Origin of the sequence: Sphingomonas sp. CFBP 8765 (assembly GCF_014841445.1) — a bacterium.
Classification (GTDB): Bacteria; Pseudomonadota; Alphaproteobacteria; order Sphingomonadales; family Sphingomonadaceae; genus Sphingomonas; species Sphingomonas aerolata.
This window is the reverse complement of sequence record NZ_JACYTY010000006.1, coordinates 1-17,957: the sequence shown is the minus strand read 5'-3', so window position 1 is coordinate 17,957 and position 17,957 is coordinate 1. Positions and strand designations below refer to the sequence as shown.

Sequence of the window (17,957 nt, the reverse complement as noted above, 5' to 3'; positions counted from 1 at the left end):
GCCACCCCGTGAGCCGACTGCCTCGCGCAGCGGTGCCGCGCCACAACACACGTCGGGCCGGACGCTTACTTTTTAAATGTCCTTGCAAACGCCCGCTTTCGGTTCAAGCGCTTACCATGCGGCAGCGTTGTCACACGAATCCTTGTTCACTTTCTGTTCTTGCGCTCTAAAGGGCTGGCCGGAAAAAGGAATCGTCCTATGAGCATCTTGAGGCTCCACGAAATACCGTTCGCGTTAGTGCCGCGCGAGGTCCCGTTCTTCCTGTGTCACACGCCGGCCGGGTTCCCGTCACCGGCGCAGGATGACATGGAAGAGCCGATTGATCTTGGTGCCTGGCTCGTGGAGCACCCCGCGGCGAGCTACATCATGCGGGTCGAAGGGCGATCGATGGCGGGCGCCGGGATTAATGACGGCGATCTGATCGTCGTGAACCGTGCCAAGCCCCCAAAGACGGGCGCGATCGTCGTCGCGCTGGTGCATGGCGAGCGGACGTTAAAACGGCTTCGGCATATGGATGGGCGGCACTGGCTCGTGCCCGAGGCTGAGGGGTTCCCGCACATCCTTGTCGACGAATATGTCGAGATCTGGGGTGTCGTCGTCGGCGTAGCGCGCAAGGTGCCATGAGCGCGCCCATCGCCCTGATCGACTGCAACAACTACTACGTCAGCTGCGAGCGCGCGTTCGATGCCAGCCTCGTCGGCGTGCCGGTCATTGTGCTCTCTAACAACGACGGGTGTGCGATCGCCCGTTCGGCCGAAGCCAAGGCGCTCGGCATCAAGATGGGCGATCCGATCCACCACCTACGCGATGTCGTCTGCCGGCACGGCATCCGGGTCCTGTCATCGAACTACACGCTGTATGGCGACATGCAGCGCCGCGTCATCGCCGCCTGCGAACCCTTCGCGCGTGACTTCGAGATCTACTCGATCGACGAGACGTTTCTGGACCTCGCCGGATTTGAGGGCAGGGACCTTGTCGACCACGCGCGTGCGATGCGGGAACAAGTTCGTCTGTGGACGACGATACCGACATGTGTGGGCATTGCTGAGACTAAGACGCTGGCCAAGCTGGCGAACGCTGCTGCCAAAAAGGACGTTCGGTTCGAAGGGGTCGCTGATCTGCGCGATGCCGCCGTTCGTCGCGAGGTTATGGACGCGTTCGCCGTCGGCGACGTCTGGGGCGTGGGCGGTGCAACCGCCAGGAAGCTCACGGATCTTGGGGTGCACACCGCGGGCGCACTGCGAGACATGCCGATGAAGCAGGCGCGCGCCGTCGGGACGGTCGTGCTCGAGCGGCTGGTTGCTGAGCTGCGCGGCGTACCTTCAAACGCTGTTGAGTCCGTCGCACCCCGGCGAAAGGGCATGGCGGTAACCCGCTCGTTCGGCACACCGGTATGTGACTTTGATCGGATGATGGGTGCTCTGTCGCAATACGCGCTGCGAGCCGGAGAGAAACTGCGGATGCACGGGCTCGTCGCGGCACGGCTTACGGCCTTCTTTCACACCAATCGTAACAGGCCAGATCGACCGCAATATGGTGGGTCTCGCACGGTCACGCTTCATCCCATGTCGAGCGATAGCTTTGAATTGATCGCGGCAGCACGGCGGGCGGCGGAGAGGGCGTGGCGCGACGGCTATTCCTACACCAAGGCCGGTATCCTGCTCGACGACCTCCTGCCCGAGGCCGAGCGACCGCGAACTCTGTTCGAGGTGGATACGGCGAAGCGCGACCGCCTAATGGGCGCGCTCGACGCGATCAACGGCAAGTTCGGCACATGGACGGCGGTGACGGCGACGCAGGGCTTTAAGCGGGAGTGGAAGCTGCGATCAGAAATGCGCTCGCCGGCATGGACGACCAAGATTGCTGACGTCCCGACGGTCCGCGCATGAAGTTAAGGTGCGAACGGAGCATCGCAACAAACCGTTATCGACTGCCGTTCACTAACGCCCACATGTCGCCATTCTTGTTGCGAAGCGCTTGCACGAGAGCGGTCGTTCGTTCAGCTTCCTCACTATGTGGTTCAAGCGTCTTGCGATGATCCCAAGCAAGTAGGCACTCATGCAAAGTGGAATTTGGGTCCTGCTAATCTGGCTTGCGCCATGCGTTCCCGTAGCGCTGTTCGGCTGGTGGCGAGCTAGCATATTACGAACTCTCGTCGCAGAAGCGTGGACCGTTATTGCCTCTGCTATCACTCTAGTGGTTGTGGGGTTCAGCGTCCTCGGCGACTGTGCCGAAGACGTAATCGGTCCTGTACCGGGAAACCCGTGTCACGCAGCTAAAAATCAGGCGATGCCGGTTAGCCTGGCTTTGAGAGTTGCCATCTTAGTTGCTGGAAATTGGCTGATCTTCCGTGGCTCTCGCAAATAGGCGTCGGCGCAGACCGTGCCTTCACCGGGCATGACCGCTGAAGTCAATCGGACCCCTTACCACGCTCAATGGCCCATCGGGGGCAGCGGCCGCTGGCGCCAAATATCACCCATTGCCTGCATGCCTTATCCTCACGATTGTGGACAGTACGGCAGAAGGGCATCGTGAGGATTGTGATTATATCTAACTTTCGCGCCGATCTGTTCGCTTGCGGCACTAAGATGAGGTACGCAGGAGGACTGGTAGCGGCAGCCTTTCTCAGCAGTTGCTCGCAGCCTCAGATAACCATTGAGCCCTGTCTGCTTGGTCAGAGACTTGCTTTTAAGGTTCTCGACGCGCCTCGGGGTTTTTGGTCAATAACTCCTCAATTGTTCAGCATAGTCATTCACGAACCATGGGCGGATCCGGCTTGCAAAGCCCAGATTCCACGAAAGACGTCTGGTGATTCAACTGAAGTAAAACCAGCCACCCGCATCATATTGTATGGACAAGTTCCGCGGGGATGGGAAACGACCGTAAAACCACAAGTGCTGAAGCGCGGACACAAATACTATGTCCAGTTCGATTCTGACGCTGGTCTAGGTATTGTGGAAATGACAGCGGGTGCTCAGTTGGGCCTGTGCAATAAACCTCGCTGACGCTTCTTCCTAGTGATGAAGCAATGAAGACTGGGAACGTCCGGATTTCGACTTGCAGCCCCGTAAGCGGCCATTCCGCTTTCCACCAATGCCGGCAATTCCGCTTCCGCCCATAAGCGGACCCTAAGGTTGGTAGGGCCACCTCCAGATTGGGACATCCCTCGCGCCATGCAGACTTTGCCACGAAAGCTCCGCCGCTGGATGGGTAAGAAAGAGAACGCCTAGGGCGATAACGATCGCCGGAACGACTGCTTGCGCAACCAGCGCCTTACCACTTCGCATCTGCCAGGATCGAACCACACCTTCGAACACAATGCCGACCGCCGCTAACAGCAGCACGCAGCCAACCATTACTGATATCAAGAGGCCAAGCATCTCGAGAAAGTTCGCCGCCACAGGTGCGAGAAGCGCATTGGTAATCCACGCAAGGATCCAACCACCGGTGAGGCGCAGGATTAGAGGTAATCTCATGAAGCTAGTGACCATATCGCAGATCTACAGGAAACGTCCGCATTCCACCACATTCAGCCATTCCGACGTTGATCACGCCGAGTGACCGAAAGCGCTCACTTTCGGACATCCGCCTTCCGAGAACTCCCTGAAAGGGTACACTTGAACGCTGCCTCAAGAAATGTATCATGTTGAAATGACGGAACCGCGACCGAATGCGATTTACCAATTCGTTCTTGAGCGGACGGGTGATTACACAGGTAAGCTACCTGACGAGATTGAGGATCGCTTACTTCACGGCGATCTATATATCGAGGGGTGGGCCTTCGCCGATCTTTGCGAAGAATTGGAGCTTTGTTACTGCATCGACTTGAAGCCATTTTTCGAGGACGGTCAGCCCACACTAGGCTGGCTGTTCTGGAAGCATAAGGTCGCGCGGGACGTGACTGTCCGGGAACTGGCTCAACATGTGGTGACGCTCGCCGCAGCTGTAACGTCCGCTAAACCCGGCGCCAGTCCGAAAGCAGCCTGATCGCTTTTCCGCCACAAAGCGACTTTCGGTCGGGTGTCGACCGGATGACCGCTAACGCCCAATTGCAGACATTCGCTTGTCTGCTAACAAGGCATATGCCGGTTGCATCATCCCCAATGCGTCCAAGAACTCCATCGCCTCTGTCTCAGAGCGAGGTCGAGTTTATTAAGCAAACGATACAACGCTACTATGGAACAGACGCAGTCATTCGCAATTTCGGCCCCGACCCAAATCGTTTAGAGGTCCACGTCGAAACTGACGCGGAAAATGATATGCGGAAGTATGACTGCCTTGGAGTGCTTCTTACGCGCATCGATCGAGCGCAGATTAGCCTCGAAGTTACGAGCCGCGGCGAGAAACCGCGTGGATCTGCAAAGCTCGCATACCGCCAAGGTATGATCCTCTAACCTCCGCTTTTCACCACTTGCCGCCGTTCACTTGGCAATGCAGGTTTCCCGTAAGCGGACGCAGGAACTAGTCGGTATGCTGGCAAGAGACGATGAAGAACACTCCGTGCCACCGGAGCTACATGCCACGTTCCGGGAAATCGCAGACGCCTTCGCGGTCGGAGATTACTGCCTGCGCGATCATCCGATCCGGTGTGTGTGCGAAGTTAGTCCTTCGACAGCGAATGCAATCGCCGAGAGCGTGTCGGCCTACGGAGACAGATTGGCTCCCCTACACCGGTCCACGTGGAGATATGCGGTTTACCGCTGGATGGGTGACTACTGGCAGATGCTGGTTGATTTGACGACGGAGGGTGAGGAAGTGAGCGATCTCACACTTCATGCCAAGCTCCACGACACCGAACCGCCCACGCTGGAAATTGCGTCGGTTCATGTCGCCTAATTGATCACACCGCCCGAAAGCTGCCAGTCTGCCCCCCACCAATTCCGGACATCCAACCCGGAGGGTCATATCCAGATTTGTAACGTGGCGCTGTTAGACAGTACTAAGACACTGTGAAGCAACAGTTAGGCAGGATTGGAGGCCCAGCCGGGCCTTAAACAATCGAGTAATTTTAATACCATGGTCTGTCTAACTGCGCTGCAACGAGGACGGGATTCTGCGGCGCCCCGCGGCCAATGGCTAAACTACCCGTGCGATCCATAAGCCTTGAAAAGCGATTGCTCCCAATGCTGCAGATCTGACCGGTTTATGAGGGGAGGGGACAGGCGGATCGCTATCGCGAACGGTCGCTATGGGCGGTTTGCGATACCAGGGCGATACCAAGCCCAGTTGCAAAAACTTTAGACGACAAGCCCATCCGCTCGAAGCCGAGCCACCAGCTGATCGTAATTCCATGTTGCTAGCTGACCCTGACCATAGAACGCGGCAGCGGTGGCCTTTTCCGTCTCAGACCGTTTTTCAAGCTGAGCGACGTGGCGAAGTAGCGCCGTGTTTTTCGAATTTTGAAGCTCCGCCAGCCACCAGTTCACGCCGATCGCAACAATGGCTGTCAGCGTTCCGATGACCGTCGCCGCGTTTACGTCGCCGCCAAAAAAAGCGAGGAAAGTAGCAGCGAGAGCCAATAGCGATGCGGTTCGTTGGATCCTCATGGTGATCGATAACATCACAATGCGATGCGTAAACGTCAACCGCGTATCCTCGTGCGACGTGGACCGTGTCCAGCTCTGGCGATGCGGGCTCGTGCTGGGAACAGGATTTGGTCGCTATCAGACGGAGTAGGCAATTGAACTGATCTACGGTCTCCGTATGCTGCGCGAGGTTTTTAGGACGACGCTTATGACACCTACCATTTGGGCCATCTCCATTGCGACGGGCGCTATCATCATCACGATTCTAGTCGTGGGAAGTGACATCGTCAAAAAGCTCGACGTGATTGCGCGTGTCACCACATATGCAAACGAAATGACGAGAGAGAACCGCACCGGCGAATGGCGCGATCAATAACAGGATTTGGTCGCTATCGGTACCGGTGAGCTCAAAGCCAATTTGGCTCCTAGGGCCGCGGCCAGATTGGCTTGCCTGGACCGCCAGAACCTGGAAACTGCCACCCATGTACGGTCACGGTATTAATAACCTCGATCGTTAGCCTTGCAGTCACCACTTGCAAATTCCGGAGGTACGCGAGATCGATGGGAATCTGCCACGTCTCGTCATTCTTATTAACAAAAAATGGCAGCGATCTTCCCGAGGAGTCTGGAACTCCCCAAGATCCATGGCAGATTACGTTCCGAATTATTGCCATCTGCTGAAGTTCGCCAATCAATTCTTGAAATTTACCGGATTCAGGGCTTTGATGGTCGCGAACGGCCTTCGCATAGTTAGCGATTAGACTGCCGAGCGGATCTGAGAGAGCCCTTTTCAGCTTTGGCAACCAAGCTTTGTACGCGGCTTCGTGATCTTCCGCGTTTATCTCAGTCGTGGCTGTGAAGGAGAACACTGCTTTTCCGAGCGTCTCTTCTAGGAAACCGTACGTGGCAATGCACCGGCCTAATTCTACCCAGAACTCCGCAGTGTGTTTATGGGTAGGAAATTTATCCGGAATTCGCGCCACATCGATTACATAAAACTTGGTAGCTTCGCTTGTCACACAACCCTCCGTCCGTCGGCTCTTGGCCGTAAAGCCGCATCGTAGAGATGAACATGAACCACCAATACACGCTTTAGCCGTGGAGCCGTGTTTCGCTTAGTTTTCAATGAGGCTTGCCCGAATAAACCACAAAGCCGGCGTCCTATTTATCAATAAGTCACGGGGTGGAGGGGGGGGGGCTCAGCGACCATATGCTGACGAGTTTGCTAAAGCGGCTTGAGCGTTATCGCAACTCGCGGCGAACGACCGCTTTCGCCCAAAAGGCGACATTCGCTGCGATGTTGGCCGCACTTATGGCCTGCCGAAAAAAATTCTGTAGTGGGTAAACGGGTCCCTCACAGGGGGGCACTGAGAGGGCAAATGCTGACCACGCCCAGGGCCTGGTTTGGGCTAGCTATCGTCTACATTTCAGGAGCTTCAGCGATGGAAGAACCAGGATACAGAAGCGATACAAAGGAGCTTTGGAAGCGTGTCGTTCCTTTAGTCGTTGGAGTGGTGGCGCTTCTTGCCATACCACGAGCCGCCATGATGGCGCTCATGACCCCGATGACGTTTGACGCACCCGAGACGATTTCGAAGACTGGCCCTTATATTATGCTTGCGGTGCTACTGGCGAAGCCAGTGATGCTGTTTAGCACCGTGGTGTTATCCTTTCTTGTCTTCAAAGACTTTTCTCAGCGTCGCTTTGCGGGACTGCTCGTCGTACCCGCACTTTGGTGGGCAATTTATTGGGTGTCACTCGTGGTGGTGGCGTAACGCAGGTCGATGTTTACGGCGTTGCCCTCTTAAGGAACGTCTGCTCTCCACCAAACCCGGACATTCAGGGCCGACACGCATCAGATTTCTGCATCAAGCGATCCTACGATTTCCGCGGCTCCGAGCCTGATGCAGATCTTGTGAATTTGCATCATGTCGGATTTACCACACGGTTCTGAGTACCTCTGCGGCAGCGCTGCGTAGCAGGGGTTCGTTTCGTGACTGCACTTTGGGTCCGACGCGTTCAGCAAAGGGCATGAATGATCTTTGATCATTTTTCTGCATAGCGGTGCATGCTTGGCCAATCTCGGTGGCGCTGAGCGATTGCCAGCTACTGACCAAGTTCTTCTCCCACTCTGCGCTATGACGCTTAACGGCCGCGTCGATTGCCTGCGCAAGCTTCTGGTCACCCGAAGCCCCGTCCCGGGCCTTGACCATAGCGGCAGTCTGAGTTCGCCCAACTGCCATGGTCAGTATCGACCTGAACTGCTCGGCCGGCTTCATCGAGGCAACGAGGCCTTGCGCATCGCGAGTAGCGCACTGTGCAGACGCGCTGCCGCAGCTCGCGAGGGCTACAGACGCGGTAACGATCGTGAGAAGTCGTATCATGCTTAAAACATGCGCTTGAAGGGTTAGGATAAACTGAACGAAGGGGGATTGCCTCCAGCCTTCTTGAGCCCGCCGCGCTATTGTCAGGCCTGATGCAAAACTTTTGGTTTTGCATCAGGAACGAAGGTGATGGTAGATTTTGGCGGGCGCCGGTCATTGATAATAAAATATCGAGTGTAAATTATTTACGATATCCCACGACGATCCGAACACCTGGTGCGTCGACGCTGCCTGTTGTTGCAAGTTCAACAATGTGCTCTGCGGGGAACCAATAAGCAGGTATGGCCTTACCATCCTTTATTTTCCGGTCTGCTTTTAGCGCGATATCAATCGCATTTGCAATATCACCAACGGCGGATACATTAGGTACTTTCGCCATAACAGCGCAGATTGGAGTTTCTGCGTCCGACTTATGAAGAATTAGAATATTTCCCTTAGATAATAACGGTATCGGCAGCCCTACCGACTTTCCAGCCTCGGAAGCTGACACTGCGCCCCATCCATCTTTCTTCAGAATTTCGACATTCACCTGATGACTATCAACCGCCATCAGGCAAGATAGGACGCCCTTTACGACCTCCGGCGTTTTAGCTGCGGGAAGCGTATCAGCTGACGCTGCGGACGCTGTGAGGCCTAAAATCAAGCATCCATATAAGATTTTCACGGGCACCCTTCACATAACGGCAAGCCGTCTGACTATTACTAACCTGCGCCATTCCATCGATGTCTGGCAATGGGCAGTTTCAGCGTTGCAAATGGGACCCTTTTTGCGACGCAGCTCGTGCCAGCCTCAATTCTGGAGATAGGATCGATTCCAAGACGTCCGCGCCATCTGATTGGGCCCCGTTCCTATTCCGTTTACGGCGGCGAGGAATATGCCGCGGGTCGGGCGGCCCTAGGCCTGCGCGCGCCGAATAAGCCGGAAGATCGCATAGACGAACGCCGCCACACCAGCGAGCGATAGCTCGAAAGGCATAGTGAAATGGCCGATCAGCGCGAACAGCACGAAGCCGAGCAGCAACTGGCTTAGCGGCCCTGCGCGACGCAAACCGATCCATAGGACTGGCGCGAGGACCAGCGTACCTAAAAGCGCGACGAGCATCGCAGCATAGCCGCACGATCCTTCGAAACAGGAGCCGAAAACGGTCGGGTCGAGCGCCTTGGCGATGACGGTGCCTACCAGGGCGATGACGAAGGCAAGCGCCAGGGACAGCAGGGCTCCCATGCTCCCGACGGTGACGACTACGTCCGCACCGGTCAACTTTGTCGGCCATGGCAAGCCGCAGACATGTCACTTTCCCAGAATGCCATCGCTGGTGGGAAGGCGAACGGGCGTGATCGACCACGCCCGTTGCTGCCATCAGCCGGGTGAAGCGGCAGAACCGGCCAGTAGCCCACCGTCGATGCTCATCTCCGTCCCTGTGACGTAGGTCGCTTCATCGGAGGCCAGCATTACCGCAATAGCCGCGACTTCATCGGGCATCCCGAACCGCTTGAGAGGCGTGTCCGCTACTACCGCCTGCATCTTGGCGTCCCGATCGGGACCGGTGCCGAGCATCGGCTCCCAGATCGGCGTGAGGATGGCGGCCGGGTGGACCGAGTTGCAGCGAATCTTCCAGCCCTGTTGTGCGCAGTAGAGCGCGACCGTCTTGCTGTGGTTGCGGATCGCCGCCTTGGACGAGGCATACGCCGCAGCGGCGGGGATGCCGACTAGTCCCGAGCGGGAGGATATGTTGATAATCGAACCGGCCCCCGCAGCCTTCATCGCGCCGATCGCGTAGCGACAGCCGAGGAACGTCCCGTCGAGGTTGACCCGGTGTACGTCGCGCCAGTCCGCTAAGCTGGCGTGTTCCGGGTCGTGCGGTGTCATGCCCGCTTCGAACCCCGTCACGCCAGCATTGTTGACGACCACGTCGGCTACGGGAACGATACCAGCCAACCGCAACCAGTCAGCTTCCTCGCGCACATCAAGCGGTTCGAACCGACACCCGATTTCAGCCGCTGTTGCCGCTCCCGTTGCTTCATCGATGTCGGTGACGATGACGACCGCACCTTCGTTATGGAAGCGTGCTGCGATTGCGCGGCCGATACCACGCGCAGCGCCGGTGACGACGCACGTCTTGTTATTCAGTCTTTGCATGATGTTCTCGAAAACAGAGTCCAGTCGGCGGATTACTCCGCTGGCGTATGCTTTGCCGCTTTAGCGGTGACGCTGGATCATTTCGAAAGACTCCCGAGAACGTGACGATGCTACGTCAACGATCAATCGGCTGCAATTCAATATTTCGATCCTTTTTGGGAAGCGCGATTGCCAGGAAGCCATTGCTATCATTCGGACGTTAGGTCCAAGGCGCAGCGCACCATCGGAATGGCCTTAGCCTGCCCACCCCTGTGGCAAGAGCCCTGCGCAATTCATTACAAACCGTTTGCGAAGCAGTTCGGGGATGGCGGGGTAGAATCTGACTTGCCGTTGGTACGACGCGGTTATTATTTCTCCTGCCTCTAAGCTGGTTAGGATCTTTTGACTCGTTGGAAAGTCAAAGGAATAAGCAGTCTCGTTGCCAACCAGAGCCAAATCAGGGCGAGAGGAACGCGCGACCTTCCCAAATGATAGGTTCAAAGTTGGCTGTGGCCACGCCTGAGCGGCCGTAAAACCACGCAATTGCACATTTGTACGAGTGCCACTACAGCCGAGTGTTAGGCGCGGACGATTGCCTTCATAGAAGGACAGGTAGGGGGTGTTATCTGCCACCCCAAAGCTAGTCCAGCCTGAGGGTTGCGGCCCAGCAACTACTGCCGTTGCAAGACAGATTGATAAAAGACAGGGGTGCATCCGTTTCGACCTTGGTGAGCGTCGTCAAGAAAGCCGAGTTAGCGATTGAAGATGACAACACGTTGACTATCCGCTCACGGTCTCCGACTTTTTGTCTGACGTAGGAGTTCCCATTCAACGATCGATCCCGAGAACGTCGACCCCTTCTCGCCAACCGTTCCCTTTTTGGAAAGCTGCCGTTCCACAGTCGCCCAATAGCGGACGCGAAGCTTATGTCGTATGTTGCGCCAATGAGCACACATCATGTCTTCCGGCTGACGCCTAGTTCGGAGGTCGCCTGCAGCGACACAGGCTACTTCCTGAAGCTGCGAACTGGTCGGGATGGCGATACACTCGAGATCCGACACGAGACTAAACACATCAGTAATTATCTCGATCCGAAGACGGCGATACTGTGCTTCTGTAGCAGTAGCAGTCGGTTTCTCACAGTTGAGGAGCGGGCACGCTATGGAGAGGAGGCTTGCCCTCGTGCGGTGCTCTGGGCGGTCGCATGGCCTTTGCCCATGGACACGCGGAGAATCGATGACCTCGGAGATTTGCGGGCGTTTCTGGAGAGCTTCTTTTGCTTCTGGCAAAGCGGGCTCGGAGTCGGATGCTATGTAGATCGCGCGCCAAGGTCCGCATTGGTAGAAACAAGTTTCGGTACTGCTTGGTACGGGGTGAACCATGGACGCGCCTAGATTTTAGCAACGTCTTGGCCGGGACGGTTCTGGAACAGTAGTGTGGAGCTCAACGTCCGCTCCCCACCAAGCCGTGCCGTTCTGAGGCTCTTGGGCCGACCCGCTCACTCCAAAATCGACCGGCTGCGATTGGACGTCTGACAAGCATGCTCGGCGACCTCAGCCGCTAGCACGAACAACGCGTCGCCAAGACGTCCTTAAGCGTGAGCCCCCTGCCAAGATTATCGGTTTCAGAGCGCCTTAACATTTTAGAACAATGCTTGACGCAAATCCCCATGCATTCGATAGTGATTGAAATCGCAGGGAGAGCGCACCGATGAAGCTGCTTGTTACGGGCATTGCCCTGATCGTGCTCGCCGGATGCAGCCGCGCCCCGGAGGGCAGCGCGGGGGAGCCCGACATCGCCGGCAACGCCATCGCCGGCGTGGCATTCGACTACAGCTATTCCTTGGTCTTGCCCTCGACGCGCATAGGGGATCTGCAGGAGGACCATGCCCGCGCGTGCGAACGCCTCGGTACCGCGCGCTGTCGGATAACCGGGTTACGTTACAGCGTTGACCGCCAAGGCGACGTGAACGCCAGCTTGGCGGTCAAGGTCGCGGCGTCGATCGCCCGCACCTTTGGCCGCGACGGCGTCAAGCGTGCCGAGAGCATGGGCGCAACACTAACCGGCGCCGACATCAGCGGTACCGACGTTGCCTCCGAGGCAGCCGTCACGACCCTTCAACAGGCCGATCTGGACAGCGACCGTGCGCGCATCACGCGGGAACTCGCCCGCGTTGACCTCTCGCCACGCGAGCGCACCGAGCTTCTCCGTCAGCAGGCGGCGCTTGCAGAACCCAATCGTGCCGCCGCGGCCCAAGCGGCGACGCAGCGCGAGAGCCTGGCCAACACGCCGATGACGTTCGCGTATCGGACCGGCCGGGGAACGGGGTTGATCGACCGGTTCCGCGATGCCGGCGATACCGCGCTGGGCTCGATCGGCCTGACGCTCGCCGCTCTGCTCTGGGTCGTTGCCGGACTTGGGCCGCCCTTCCTCGCGTTAGCGCTCGTATTCCTGTTGTGGCTTCGATGGGGCCGTCGTTGGTGGGGTGCCCTAGTCGAGCGCGCCGACCCTTCATGACGGTCTTGACCGTCAGGTCGCTCCCCTAACGCGCCGGTCCTTCCGAAAGGGGCCGGGCCACTTCCCGCCAATTCCGGCCATTCCGCTAACGCCCAATTGCGGTCATCCAGCATGGCGCTACAGTTGCCCCATGATAGATTTTGCAGATCGCGTTCGTATTAGATCCTCTGCCGATACAGAGCGGCTCGGATTAGCGGGCCGGGAAGGGGAAGTCTACGGTTTGACCACCCCTTCGCAAATTGGGGTATCCGTCATTGGCTCGACGGTGAACGACTACGCGATCAACGTGCACTTCGAGGAAGTCGATGAAGCCTTCTGGTTCTCCGAGGAACTGGTTGAATTGATCGACAAGGGTGCGGGCACGGTCATCAGCCTTGACGAACACAATGCTGAATGGGTCCGCCTTCCAAACGGTCATTGGGAAGAGCGGCCCCGCTCGAAGTGAACTTCCAATGTCCGCTGTCCACCAATCTCGGACATTCCTGATGCAAAAATCAAGAGTTTCCCATCAGCGATAGATGCCCACGGCCTATCAATAATTGGCAATAACCCGATGCAATCCTTCCCTTGGCACGAGCATCCGGGGTTCTTTTAATCCGGCTACCAATCCCGCCCGCCGTAGGGCCAGCAGCACCCACCAACCCGGATCATGTTGTCCTGGCTCAAGGCCAAGTCGTGCAGATTCGGGCCAAGCATGGTGATTTCCATGCCAGGCTTCGCCAAATGTGATGAGCGCCGCAGCGGGCAGATCGTGCCCTTGAACGGCAACACCTTCGATACTCCATCCCTGAGGTCCCTTACGATGCGTGATGTGGCCGACCAGCCAATGTCCCGTCACGCCAACCGCGATACGCACCGGCACGCCCCAGATCAGCCACGGTAGCCCACCCGCCCAAAGAAACAGCAGTGCCCATGGAAGCTGTTGCGCCATCCATGTGCGTTCGAGGAATCGCAGCACAATATCGTCTCGCAGGCGTGGCTCGAGTTCGAAATGAGGCGGATGCGTGAGGTCGAGACGACAGTGCATTTGCCACCAAGCGTCGCGCAGCAACGATGCCCGATGAGCATGTAGATCGTGGCATTCCGCCTGCCGTTGCGCCCAATCGCGCGTGTCGTGCAACCGCACCATGCCGAGCGGCCCTGCCATACCGACCAATGTGCCAAGATAGGCGAGCATCCGCTCAAACCAGCGCTGTGCGTCGAGACTGCGGTGGATCAGCAGCCTGTGCAATCCAATCGAATGACCAAGACAGAGTGTGACCGCTGAGGTGCAGAGCCAGAGCAGCACTGCACCAGGCGTGACGTACAATGGCGCCAGCAGCAGCGTGCACCCTGTCATGCTGGCTATCCAGAGCGAGCGCACTGGCGACCATCGTACTTTACCCTGTCGAGCGTTGCTGAGGGGCAGAGCAGTCATGCGGGCGGTACACAGACAGACCATCGAGCATCCTTCGGCAATTAGGTATATGCCTAATTACAAGGTTCGATTTGTCAATGCTTAGCTCATTGCCTAAATGCCGTAGAATGCAGCGTGTCTTCGAAGCCCTATCGTCATCCGTCCGACGCAAAATTCTTGCCTATCTTGCCCATGCGGAGCTGAGTGCGGGTGACATAGCCTCGCGGTTCGCCATGTCGAAACCCTCGATTTCACAGCATTTATCGATCTTGGAAGCCGCTGGTCTGGTGGTCAGCGAGAAGCGAGGTCAGTTCGTTTTCTACCAGCTTGTGCCGGAAAGCCTCGCCAACACGCTCAACGGCTTTGTCCAAGAAGTTTGCCCTGTCTCTCGCCCGCTAAAACGGGAGAGCGCAACATTGGCGCGTAAGGCAGCGGACGAACTATAAATCCCACCCGGATCTAGTTGATGCAAGGCTCACGGGTTTTGCATCAACGAAAGGACGGCAGGGCACCTTGGGTTCCGCCGATGCTGAAGATTGATGCACCCGATACACCCGTTTCGTAACTGGTTTCCTAGGGTGTGGACGCGAAAGCAGCCGGTCCGTTTTCCACCAATTCGAGACGTTCCGGAGCCGATTGCGTCGAATGACCGATAACGCCCACTTGCAGACATTCCAGGTCAGTTACAGACTAGACTCATGCGTGCTTCCACTGCCTTAGCCCTACTCGCATTGGCATCATGTAAAGTCGCCCCGCTGGCCAGGCAGGCTGGCGACCAATCGCAACGTAGCGACGAGCGAGAGATTACCGGTGTCCTGACCCTATACACCGAGGGCGAATCGTTCCAGCAGTGTCCACTAAGAGAGCCTTGGAACTGCTTCAAGGCCAAGGGGCCGGAGTGCGGATTTGACGCTACGCCTGAGGCTCGGACTTTGATCAACACGGAGATTACTAAGTCAGGAGCAACCCAAAAATACGCTACTTTCGGAATAGTGATGATTGGTACCCGATTAGATGGCGTCCATGCCGGACATTTATCCGGCTATTCCTGTGAATTTCATGCGCGCTCAGTTCTCCATGTCAAGGAAGTGGCAAGCGCGCCGCCAGACACTTCGAACGCTGTTAGCGTCCGCTAGCCTCTCGAACTGGCCATTCCAATAACGCCCACTAGCGGACATCCGAAGGTGGCTTGGACATCAACTCACGGATGATGTCGAAACGGTCGGCACCTTCCATGTCTGCACGCTCCTGCACTGTGAACAATTCGCTTGGAATAGTCGAGCGACACGCGAGCGTGATGCGTTTAGCTAATGTGCGAGCGGTCTGCATCGAAAGCGGATTTGCAGCCCCCACCCGCACGTGGTCAGTCTGGATCGTGAGGCATTCAGATCGTTCCATGATCCATTGGGCTGGACTCGTTGCCGGAGCAATGGTTGAGCACACCATATAGGAGGCAAGAACAAGCAGACGCATCGTGCGGCGACCTCATGACGATGAGGCACTTGTTTTACGCGCAAGTGGGTCCGCTTTCCACCCAATCTTGGCCATTCCGCTTCCGCCCAATTGCAGACATTAAGAAAAACTGTCACAACATGCCGATGAAGATCGCGGTCAAGGCGCAGAAGCTGCTTGGGATTAGTTTGGAAGGCTCGGTGGGGTGATATCTGCCCTACTTTTCTTTCTATTGGCGTTGCCTGAGAAAGACGAGCAATCCGATCTTTCGAAATTTGCTTTATGCGTAAAGACGTCTGTGACTTCTAAGACGTTCTTACCGGATCAGATCTATGTCAGCGAGATCGAGCTTCTATCGGAAATAAAAAAGTCCTGTCGGGAATTGAGAAGTTTAGTTCGCGATGCGCTGATTGCAAAAGCGGCGGTAGCTTCAAATACGCGATTGCCGGAAAATATATCAGAGGCAAGAAAAGAAGAGATGATGGATGCTGCAACCATTGGTTGGGTAAATAAAGTCTTGATCGACGAAAGCCTGAAAGACGAAGCCCATGCTAAAGACCGAAAGTCTACATGCCGAGATCGTCGGCATGTAAAACCTTAGGGATTGGTCGCTCACCGTGAACGCGGGTGAGATGCATGAGATCATGGCTACCTACGGCAGCTAACAACCAATCCCGGTCATTCCGCCAACGCCCAATTGCGGACATAGCCGTTGGTCTCAGCGCCATCCGTTTGATAGGCGGTAACTGATCAAATAGGAGGCTCTCCCGCCTTCACGCTTCGTGCCGCGTCGCATAGAATGCGATTTTTCACCCGCCGGTACCAGTTATCCGAGGACCTACGAGCCTGCGCGATCTGATCGCCCGAGAGGTACTTAGATGGTTCATCTAATTTACCTGACCAGAAGCCGAGGCCGAAACTGATTTGCCACAATTTCACGCGCCACCAAGGCACGGCCTCGGCGATCGTCTCGATGATGTCATTGCGATACATGGACTGAGCCTTGTCTCGCAGCGCGTAACCCGAGTCCGCAGCGCGTTCGGCAACCGCAGTAAGGTCAGATGCTCCGCCGCATCTGTCCACGACGTTAGGCAACGCCGTGTCTGGCTCGATCTGCCCCGTGGACCAACTTGGATAACGGAATAGGCTGTCGGAGCGTGACCAGACACCTTCTAACATCGCGCCCCGAGTCATCCTGACGGACAGCACATTCGCTCCCGGACGGCTGAACACTTGAACTCCGCCTATTACGAGTCCGCCCAAGGTTACGAATTTCCAGAGCCGAGCATCTCTCATCGCGTCAGAATAGCAATCGTGCCGTACCCCGCAATGTCCGCTTTCCACCACCAAGGGACGTTCGCGCCCCCTTTGGCGGCATCCTGAACGAACGGCTGATTACCGCGAGCGCGGCCCGAAAGCGGCCGTTCCGCTACCCACCAAACCCGGACATTCACGACCGACACGCATCGGATTTATGCATCAAGCGATGCCACGATTTCAGCGGCTTCGAGCCTGATGCAAAACTGGTGATTTTGCATCATCTTCGCGCGGTCGATGGTCAGCTATCGAGAGTCCGGAGCCGACGATAGCTGACCACTGATCACTTTAGTTGACGCCCCACATTTCGGCACGATCGCGAGCGAGCTTAATCATAAACTCGTCTAACATAATAAGGCGGCGATCAACCTCGGCGGCCGAAACGCCGTTCCAAACGGAATGGTCATAGCCTTCGCGCAATGGCTTCAGGTCATCACCCGCCTGAAAACGCTCGACTATGTAAAGTGTCTCAAGCAAATCTGTCGGACGCTCACGCTCGCTCGTTTTGGCCAAGCCCCACTTCACGAGGTATTCAGACATGATGCCGTCGTTGGATGTACTAACCATCGTCATCCCCTTTCCCGTCGAAACATGGGTCGCAGATTGGCGCTAGTCCAGAGGCCCTTGCCTCTAATCGCATGGGTGGCTGGGCAACAGCTATCGCCGCTCAGGCTAGTAAATTCACGATAAGAGCTGATGCAAAACTTTTGATTTTTGCATCAGGAATGAGCGGCCGTCGGCTGCCGCTACCAAAGGATATGATCGGTAATAACGCCGAACCTGACCAGAAAGCCCAGCGCCGCGCCTATCATAAGTAGGGTCACATACACGCCAATGGCTCGTGTCCGGCTTCGACGGTCCGTCTGGTAGCTCATTCCCGCTCGCCTCTTAGCTGACCCTGCTGCCAACGTGAACGATACAACAAACGTCCGCAATTGGGTGTTCTTGACGTTGCAAAAGAGACCCCTTTGCGACGCTACACAGCCGTTATCGATCTCGAATGTCGCAAAAGAAGCGATATTCGAGACGTTCGAAACTCAGCACTTCCGCGACAAGGCTATGTCCGCCTTCGCCCAGAGCACGAAGCCGCTGCGCGGCAGTGGTGGTGGCGGTTGAGGTAGCGCAGCGGCGCTGAGGTTTGGTTCTGCGGCAGCGGCGGGAGACGATGGAGTTCCTTCAATGAGAGGAACTCTCCATGGCGACTCTACCCACCGAACAGTCCGTTACGCCGCTGCGCCAGCGGATGC

General features: G+C 56.8%; 20 protein-coding genes. 11 read left to right on the top strand and 9 right to left on the bottom strand.

The genetic code is table 11. The annotated features are described in order from the left end of the window. Nucleotides 1-198 precede the first annotated feature (198 nt). The 4 genes from IFT87_RS15175 to IFT87_RS21045 all read left to right on the top strand — a co-directional run bounded on the left by IFT87_RS15175 (nucleotide 199) and on the right by IFT87_RS21045 (nucleotide 4,836). Nucleotides 199-624, top strand: a complete 426-nt coding sequence (locus tag IFT87_RS15175) for a LexA family protein (protein WP_192191172.1) — start codon at nucleotides 199-201, stop codon at nucleotides 622-624. Next, a complete protein-coding gene (locus IFT87_RS15170; RefSeq protein WP_192191171.1) occupies nucleotides 621-1,889 on the top strand; it encodes a Y-family DNA polymerase in 1,269 nt (422 codons plus the stop codon). The genes IFT87_RS15175 and IFT87_RS15170 overlap by 4 nt, the downstream gene beginning before the upstream one ends. A gap of 1,762 nt (nucleotides 1,890-3,651) precedes the next feature. Continuing rightward, on the top strand, nucleotides 3,652-3,987 hold the full coding sequence (locus IFT87_RS15165; RefSeq protein WP_192191170.1) for a hypothetical protein: 336 nt from the start codon (nucleotides 3,652-3,654) through the stop codon (nucleotides 3,985-3,987). A 444-nt stretch (nucleotides 3,988-4,431) separates the two neighbouring features. Next, nucleotides 4,432-4,836 (top strand): DUF7668 domain-containing protein, encoded by a 405-nt coding sequence (locus IFT87_RS21045; RefSeq protein WP_446740633.1) that lies wholly within the window; start codon nucleotides 4,432-4,434, stop codon nucleotides 4,834-4,836. Between the two features lie 401 nt (nucleotides 4,837-5,237). Here the strand turns inward: IFT87_RS21045 and IFT87_RS15160 are convergent, their stop codons facing one another. After that, the gene (locus tag IFT87_RS15160) at nucleotides 5,238-5,585 is read right to left on the bottom strand and encodes a hypothetical protein (protein WP_192191169.1); all 348 of its coding nucleotides are present in this window, start codon (nucleotides 5,583-5,585) and stop codon (nucleotides 5,238-5,240) included. 148 nt (nucleotides 5,586-5,733) lie between these two features. Between IFT87_RS15160 and IFT87_RS15155 the strand changes: the two genes are divergently transcribed. Continuing rightward, on the top strand, nucleotides 5,734-5,901 hold the full coding sequence (locus IFT87_RS15155; RefSeq protein ID WP_192191168.1) for a hypothetical protein: 168 nt from the start codon (nucleotides 5,734-5,736) through the stop codon (nucleotides 5,899-5,901). A gap of 49 nt (nucleotides 5,902-5,950) precedes the next feature. Here the strand turns inward: IFT87_RS15155 and IFT87_RS15150 are convergent, their stop codons facing one another. Continuing rightward, nucleotides 5,951-6,544, bottom strand: a complete 594-nt coding sequence (locus IFT87_RS15150; protein WP_192191167.1) for a hypothetical protein — start codon at nucleotides 6,542-6,544, stop codon at nucleotides 5,951-5,953. A gap of 360 nt (nucleotides 6,545-6,904) precedes the next feature. Between IFT87_RS15150 and IFT87_RS15145 the strand changes: the two genes are divergently transcribed. Then, the gene (locus tag IFT87_RS15145) at nucleotides 6,905-7,300 is read left to right on the top strand and encodes a hypothetical protein (protein ID WP_192191166.1); all 396 of its coding nucleotides are present in this window, start codon (nucleotides 6,905-6,907) and stop codon (nucleotides 7,298-7,300) included. 790 nt (nucleotides 7,301-8,090) lie between these two features. Here the strand turns inward: IFT87_RS15145 and IFT87_RS15140 are convergent. The 3 genes from IFT87_RS15140 to IFT87_RS15130 form a co-directional block, all read right to left on the bottom strand. Beyond that, complete coding sequence (locus IFT87_RS15140; protein WP_192191165.1) at nucleotides 8,091-8,459, bottom strand: hypothetical protein; 369 nt, start codon at nucleotides 8,457-8,459, stop codon at nucleotides 8,091-8,093. Nucleotides 8,460-8,804: 345 nt separating this feature from the next. After that, nucleotides 8,805-9,134, bottom strand: coding sequence for a hypothetical protein (locus IFT87_RS15135; RefSeq protein ID WP_192191164.1), 330 nt, complete (start codon nucleotides 9,132-9,134; stop codon nucleotides 8,805-8,807). Nucleotides 9,135-9,269: 135 nt separating this feature from the next. Further along, nucleotides 9,270-10,049, bottom strand: coding sequence for an SDR family oxidoreductase (locus IFT87_RS15130; RefSeq protein ID WP_056405740.1), 780 nt, complete (start codon nucleotides 10,047-10,049; stop codon nucleotides 9,270-9,272). A 1,689-nt stretch (nucleotides 10,050-11,738) separates the two neighbouring features. Here IFT87_RS15130 and IFT87_RS15125 point away from each other — a divergent pair. Both IFT87_RS15125 and IFT87_RS15120 read left to right on the top strand, forming a co-directional pair. Beyond that, the gene (locus tag IFT87_RS15125) at nucleotides 11,739-12,545 is read left to right on the top strand and encodes a hypothetical protein (RefSeq protein ID WP_056405742.1); all 807 of its coding nucleotides are present in this window, start codon (nucleotides 11,739-11,741) and stop codon (nucleotides 12,543-12,545) included. Between the two features lie 130 nt (nucleotides 12,546-12,675). Then, on the top strand, nucleotides 12,676-12,990 hold the full coding sequence (locus tag IFT87_RS15120) for a hypothetical protein (protein WP_192191163.1): 315 nt from the start codon (nucleotides 12,676-12,678) through the stop codon (nucleotides 12,988-12,990). A gap of 87 nt (nucleotides 12,991-13,077) precedes the next feature. Here IFT87_RS15120 and IFT87_RS15115 read toward each other — a convergent pair whose 3' ends face one another. Continuing rightward, a complete protein-coding gene (locus IFT87_RS15115) occupies nucleotides 13,078-13,908 on the bottom strand; it encodes an acyl-CoA desaturase (RefSeq protein ID WP_197975308.1) in 831 nt (276 codons plus the stop codon). 161 nt (nucleotides 13,909-14,069) lie between these two features. On the opposite strand from IFT87_RS15115, the gene IFT87_RS15110 reads away from it, so the two are divergent. Beyond that, complete coding sequence (locus IFT87_RS15110) at nucleotides 14,070-14,387, top strand: metalloregulator ArsR/SmtB family transcription factor (protein ID WP_192191161.1); 318 nt, start codon at nucleotides 14,070-14,072, stop codon at nucleotides 14,385-14,387. A gap of 721 nt (nucleotides 14,388-15,108) precedes the next feature. Here IFT87_RS15110 and IFT87_RS15105 read toward each other — a convergent pair. Further along, on the bottom strand, nucleotides 15,109-15,414 hold the full coding sequence (locus IFT87_RS15105; RefSeq protein ID WP_192191160.1) for a hypothetical protein: 306 nt from the start codon (nucleotides 15,412-15,414) through the stop codon (nucleotides 15,109-15,111). A gap of 217 nt (nucleotides 15,415-15,631) precedes the next feature. Between IFT87_RS15105 and IFT87_RS15100 the strand changes: the two genes are divergently transcribed. Then, nucleotides 15,632-15,994 (top strand): hypothetical protein, encoded by a 363-nt coding sequence (locus tag IFT87_RS15100; protein ID WP_192191159.1) that lies wholly within the window; start codon nucleotides 15,632-15,634, stop codon nucleotides 15,992-15,994. Between the two features lie 149 nt (nucleotides 15,995-16,143). On the opposite strand, the gene IFT87_RS15095 is transcribed toward IFT87_RS15100, so the two are convergent. Together IFT87_RS15095 and IFT87_RS15090 are read right to left on the bottom strand one after the other, a co-directional pair. After that, the gene (locus tag IFT87_RS15095; protein ID WP_156360509.1) at nucleotides 16,144-16,386 is read right to left on the bottom strand and encodes a hypothetical protein; all 243 of its coding nucleotides are present in this window, start codon (nucleotides 16,384-16,386) and stop codon (nucleotides 16,144-16,146) included. Between the two features lie 612 nt (nucleotides 16,387-16,998). Then, nucleotides 16,999-17,277, bottom strand: coding sequence for a hypothetical protein (locus IFT87_RS15090; protein WP_192191158.1), 279 nt, complete (start codon nucleotides 17,275-17,277; stop codon nucleotides 16,999-17,001). Nucleotides 17,278-17,619: 342 nt separating this feature from the next. Between IFT87_RS15090 and IFT87_RS15085 the strand changes: the two genes are divergently transcribed. Continuing rightward, nucleotides 17,620-17,826: a hypothetical protein gene (locus IFT87_RS15085; protein WP_192191157.1), complete on the top strand. Its 207-nt coding sequence runs from the start codon at nucleotides 17,620-17,622 to the stop codon at nucleotides 17,824-17,826. The last annotated feature ends 131 nt before the right edge of the window (nucleotides 17,827-17,957 follow it).

What these genes read in the sequence shown, in the direction of transcription:
- IFT87_RS15175 (WP_192191172.1), top strand. Translation starts at nt 199, where the DNA reads ATGAGCATCTTGAGGCTCCACGAAATACCGTTCGCGTTAGTGCCGCGC.
- IFT87_RS15170 (WP_192191171.1), top strand. Translation starts at nt 621, where the DNA reads ATGAGCGCGCCCATCGCCCTGATCGACTGCAACAACTACTACGTCAGC.
- IFT87_RS15165 (WP_192191170.1), top strand. Translation starts at nt 3,652, where the DNA reads ATGACGGAACCGCGACCGAATGCGATTTACCAATTCGTTCTTGAGCGG.
- IFT87_RS21045 (WP_446740633.1), top strand. Translation starts at nt 4,432, where the DNA reads ATGCAGGTTTCCCGTAAGCGGACGCAGGAACTAGTCGGTATGCTGGCA.
- IFT87_RS15155 (WP_192191168.1), top strand. Translation starts at nt 5,734, where the DNA reads ATGACACCTACCATTTGGGCCATCTCCATTGCGACGGGCGCTATCATC.
- IFT87_RS15145 (WP_192191166.1), top strand. Translation starts at nt 6,905, where the DNA reads ATGCTGACCACGCCCAGGGCCTGGTTTGGGCTAGCTATCGTCTACATT.
- IFT87_RS15140 (WP_192191165.1), bottom strand. Translation starts at nt 8,459, where the DNA reads ATGGCGGTTGATAGTCATCAGGTGAATGTCGAAATTCTGAAGAAAGAT.
- IFT87_RS15135 (WP_192191164.1), bottom strand. Translation starts at nt 9,134, where the DNA reads ATGGGAGCCCTGCTGTCCCTGGCGCTTGCCTTCGTCATCGCCCTGGTA.
- IFT87_RS15130 (WP_056405740.1), bottom strand. Translation starts at nt 10,049, where the DNA reads ATGCAAAGACTGAATAACAAGACGTGCGTCGTCACCGGCGCTGCGCGT.
- IFT87_RS15125 (WP_056405742.1), top strand. Translation starts at nt 11,739, where the DNA reads ATGAAGCTGCTTGTTACGGGCATTGCCCTGATCGTGCTCGCCGGATGC.
- IFT87_RS15120 (WP_192191163.1), top strand. Translation starts at nt 12,676, where the DNA reads ATGATAGATTTTGCAGATCGCGTTCGTATTAGATCCTCTGCCGATACA.
- IFT87_RS15110 (WP_192191161.1), top strand. Translation starts at nt 14,070, where the DNA reads ATGCAGCGTGTCTTCGAAGCCCTATCGTCATCCGTCCGACGCAAAATT.
- IFT87_RS15105 (WP_192191160.1), bottom strand. Translation starts at nt 15,414, where the DNA reads ATGCGTCTGCTTGTTCTTGCCTCCTATATGGTGTGCTCAACCATTGCT.
- IFT87_RS15095 (WP_156360509.1), bottom strand. Translation starts at nt 16,386, where the DNA reads ATGTATCGCAATGACATCATCGAGACGATCGCCGAGGCCGTGCCTTGG.
- IFT87_RS15090 (WP_192191158.1), bottom strand. Translation starts at nt 17,277, where the DNA reads ATGGTTAGTACATCCAACGACGGCATCATGTCTGAATACCTCGTGAAG.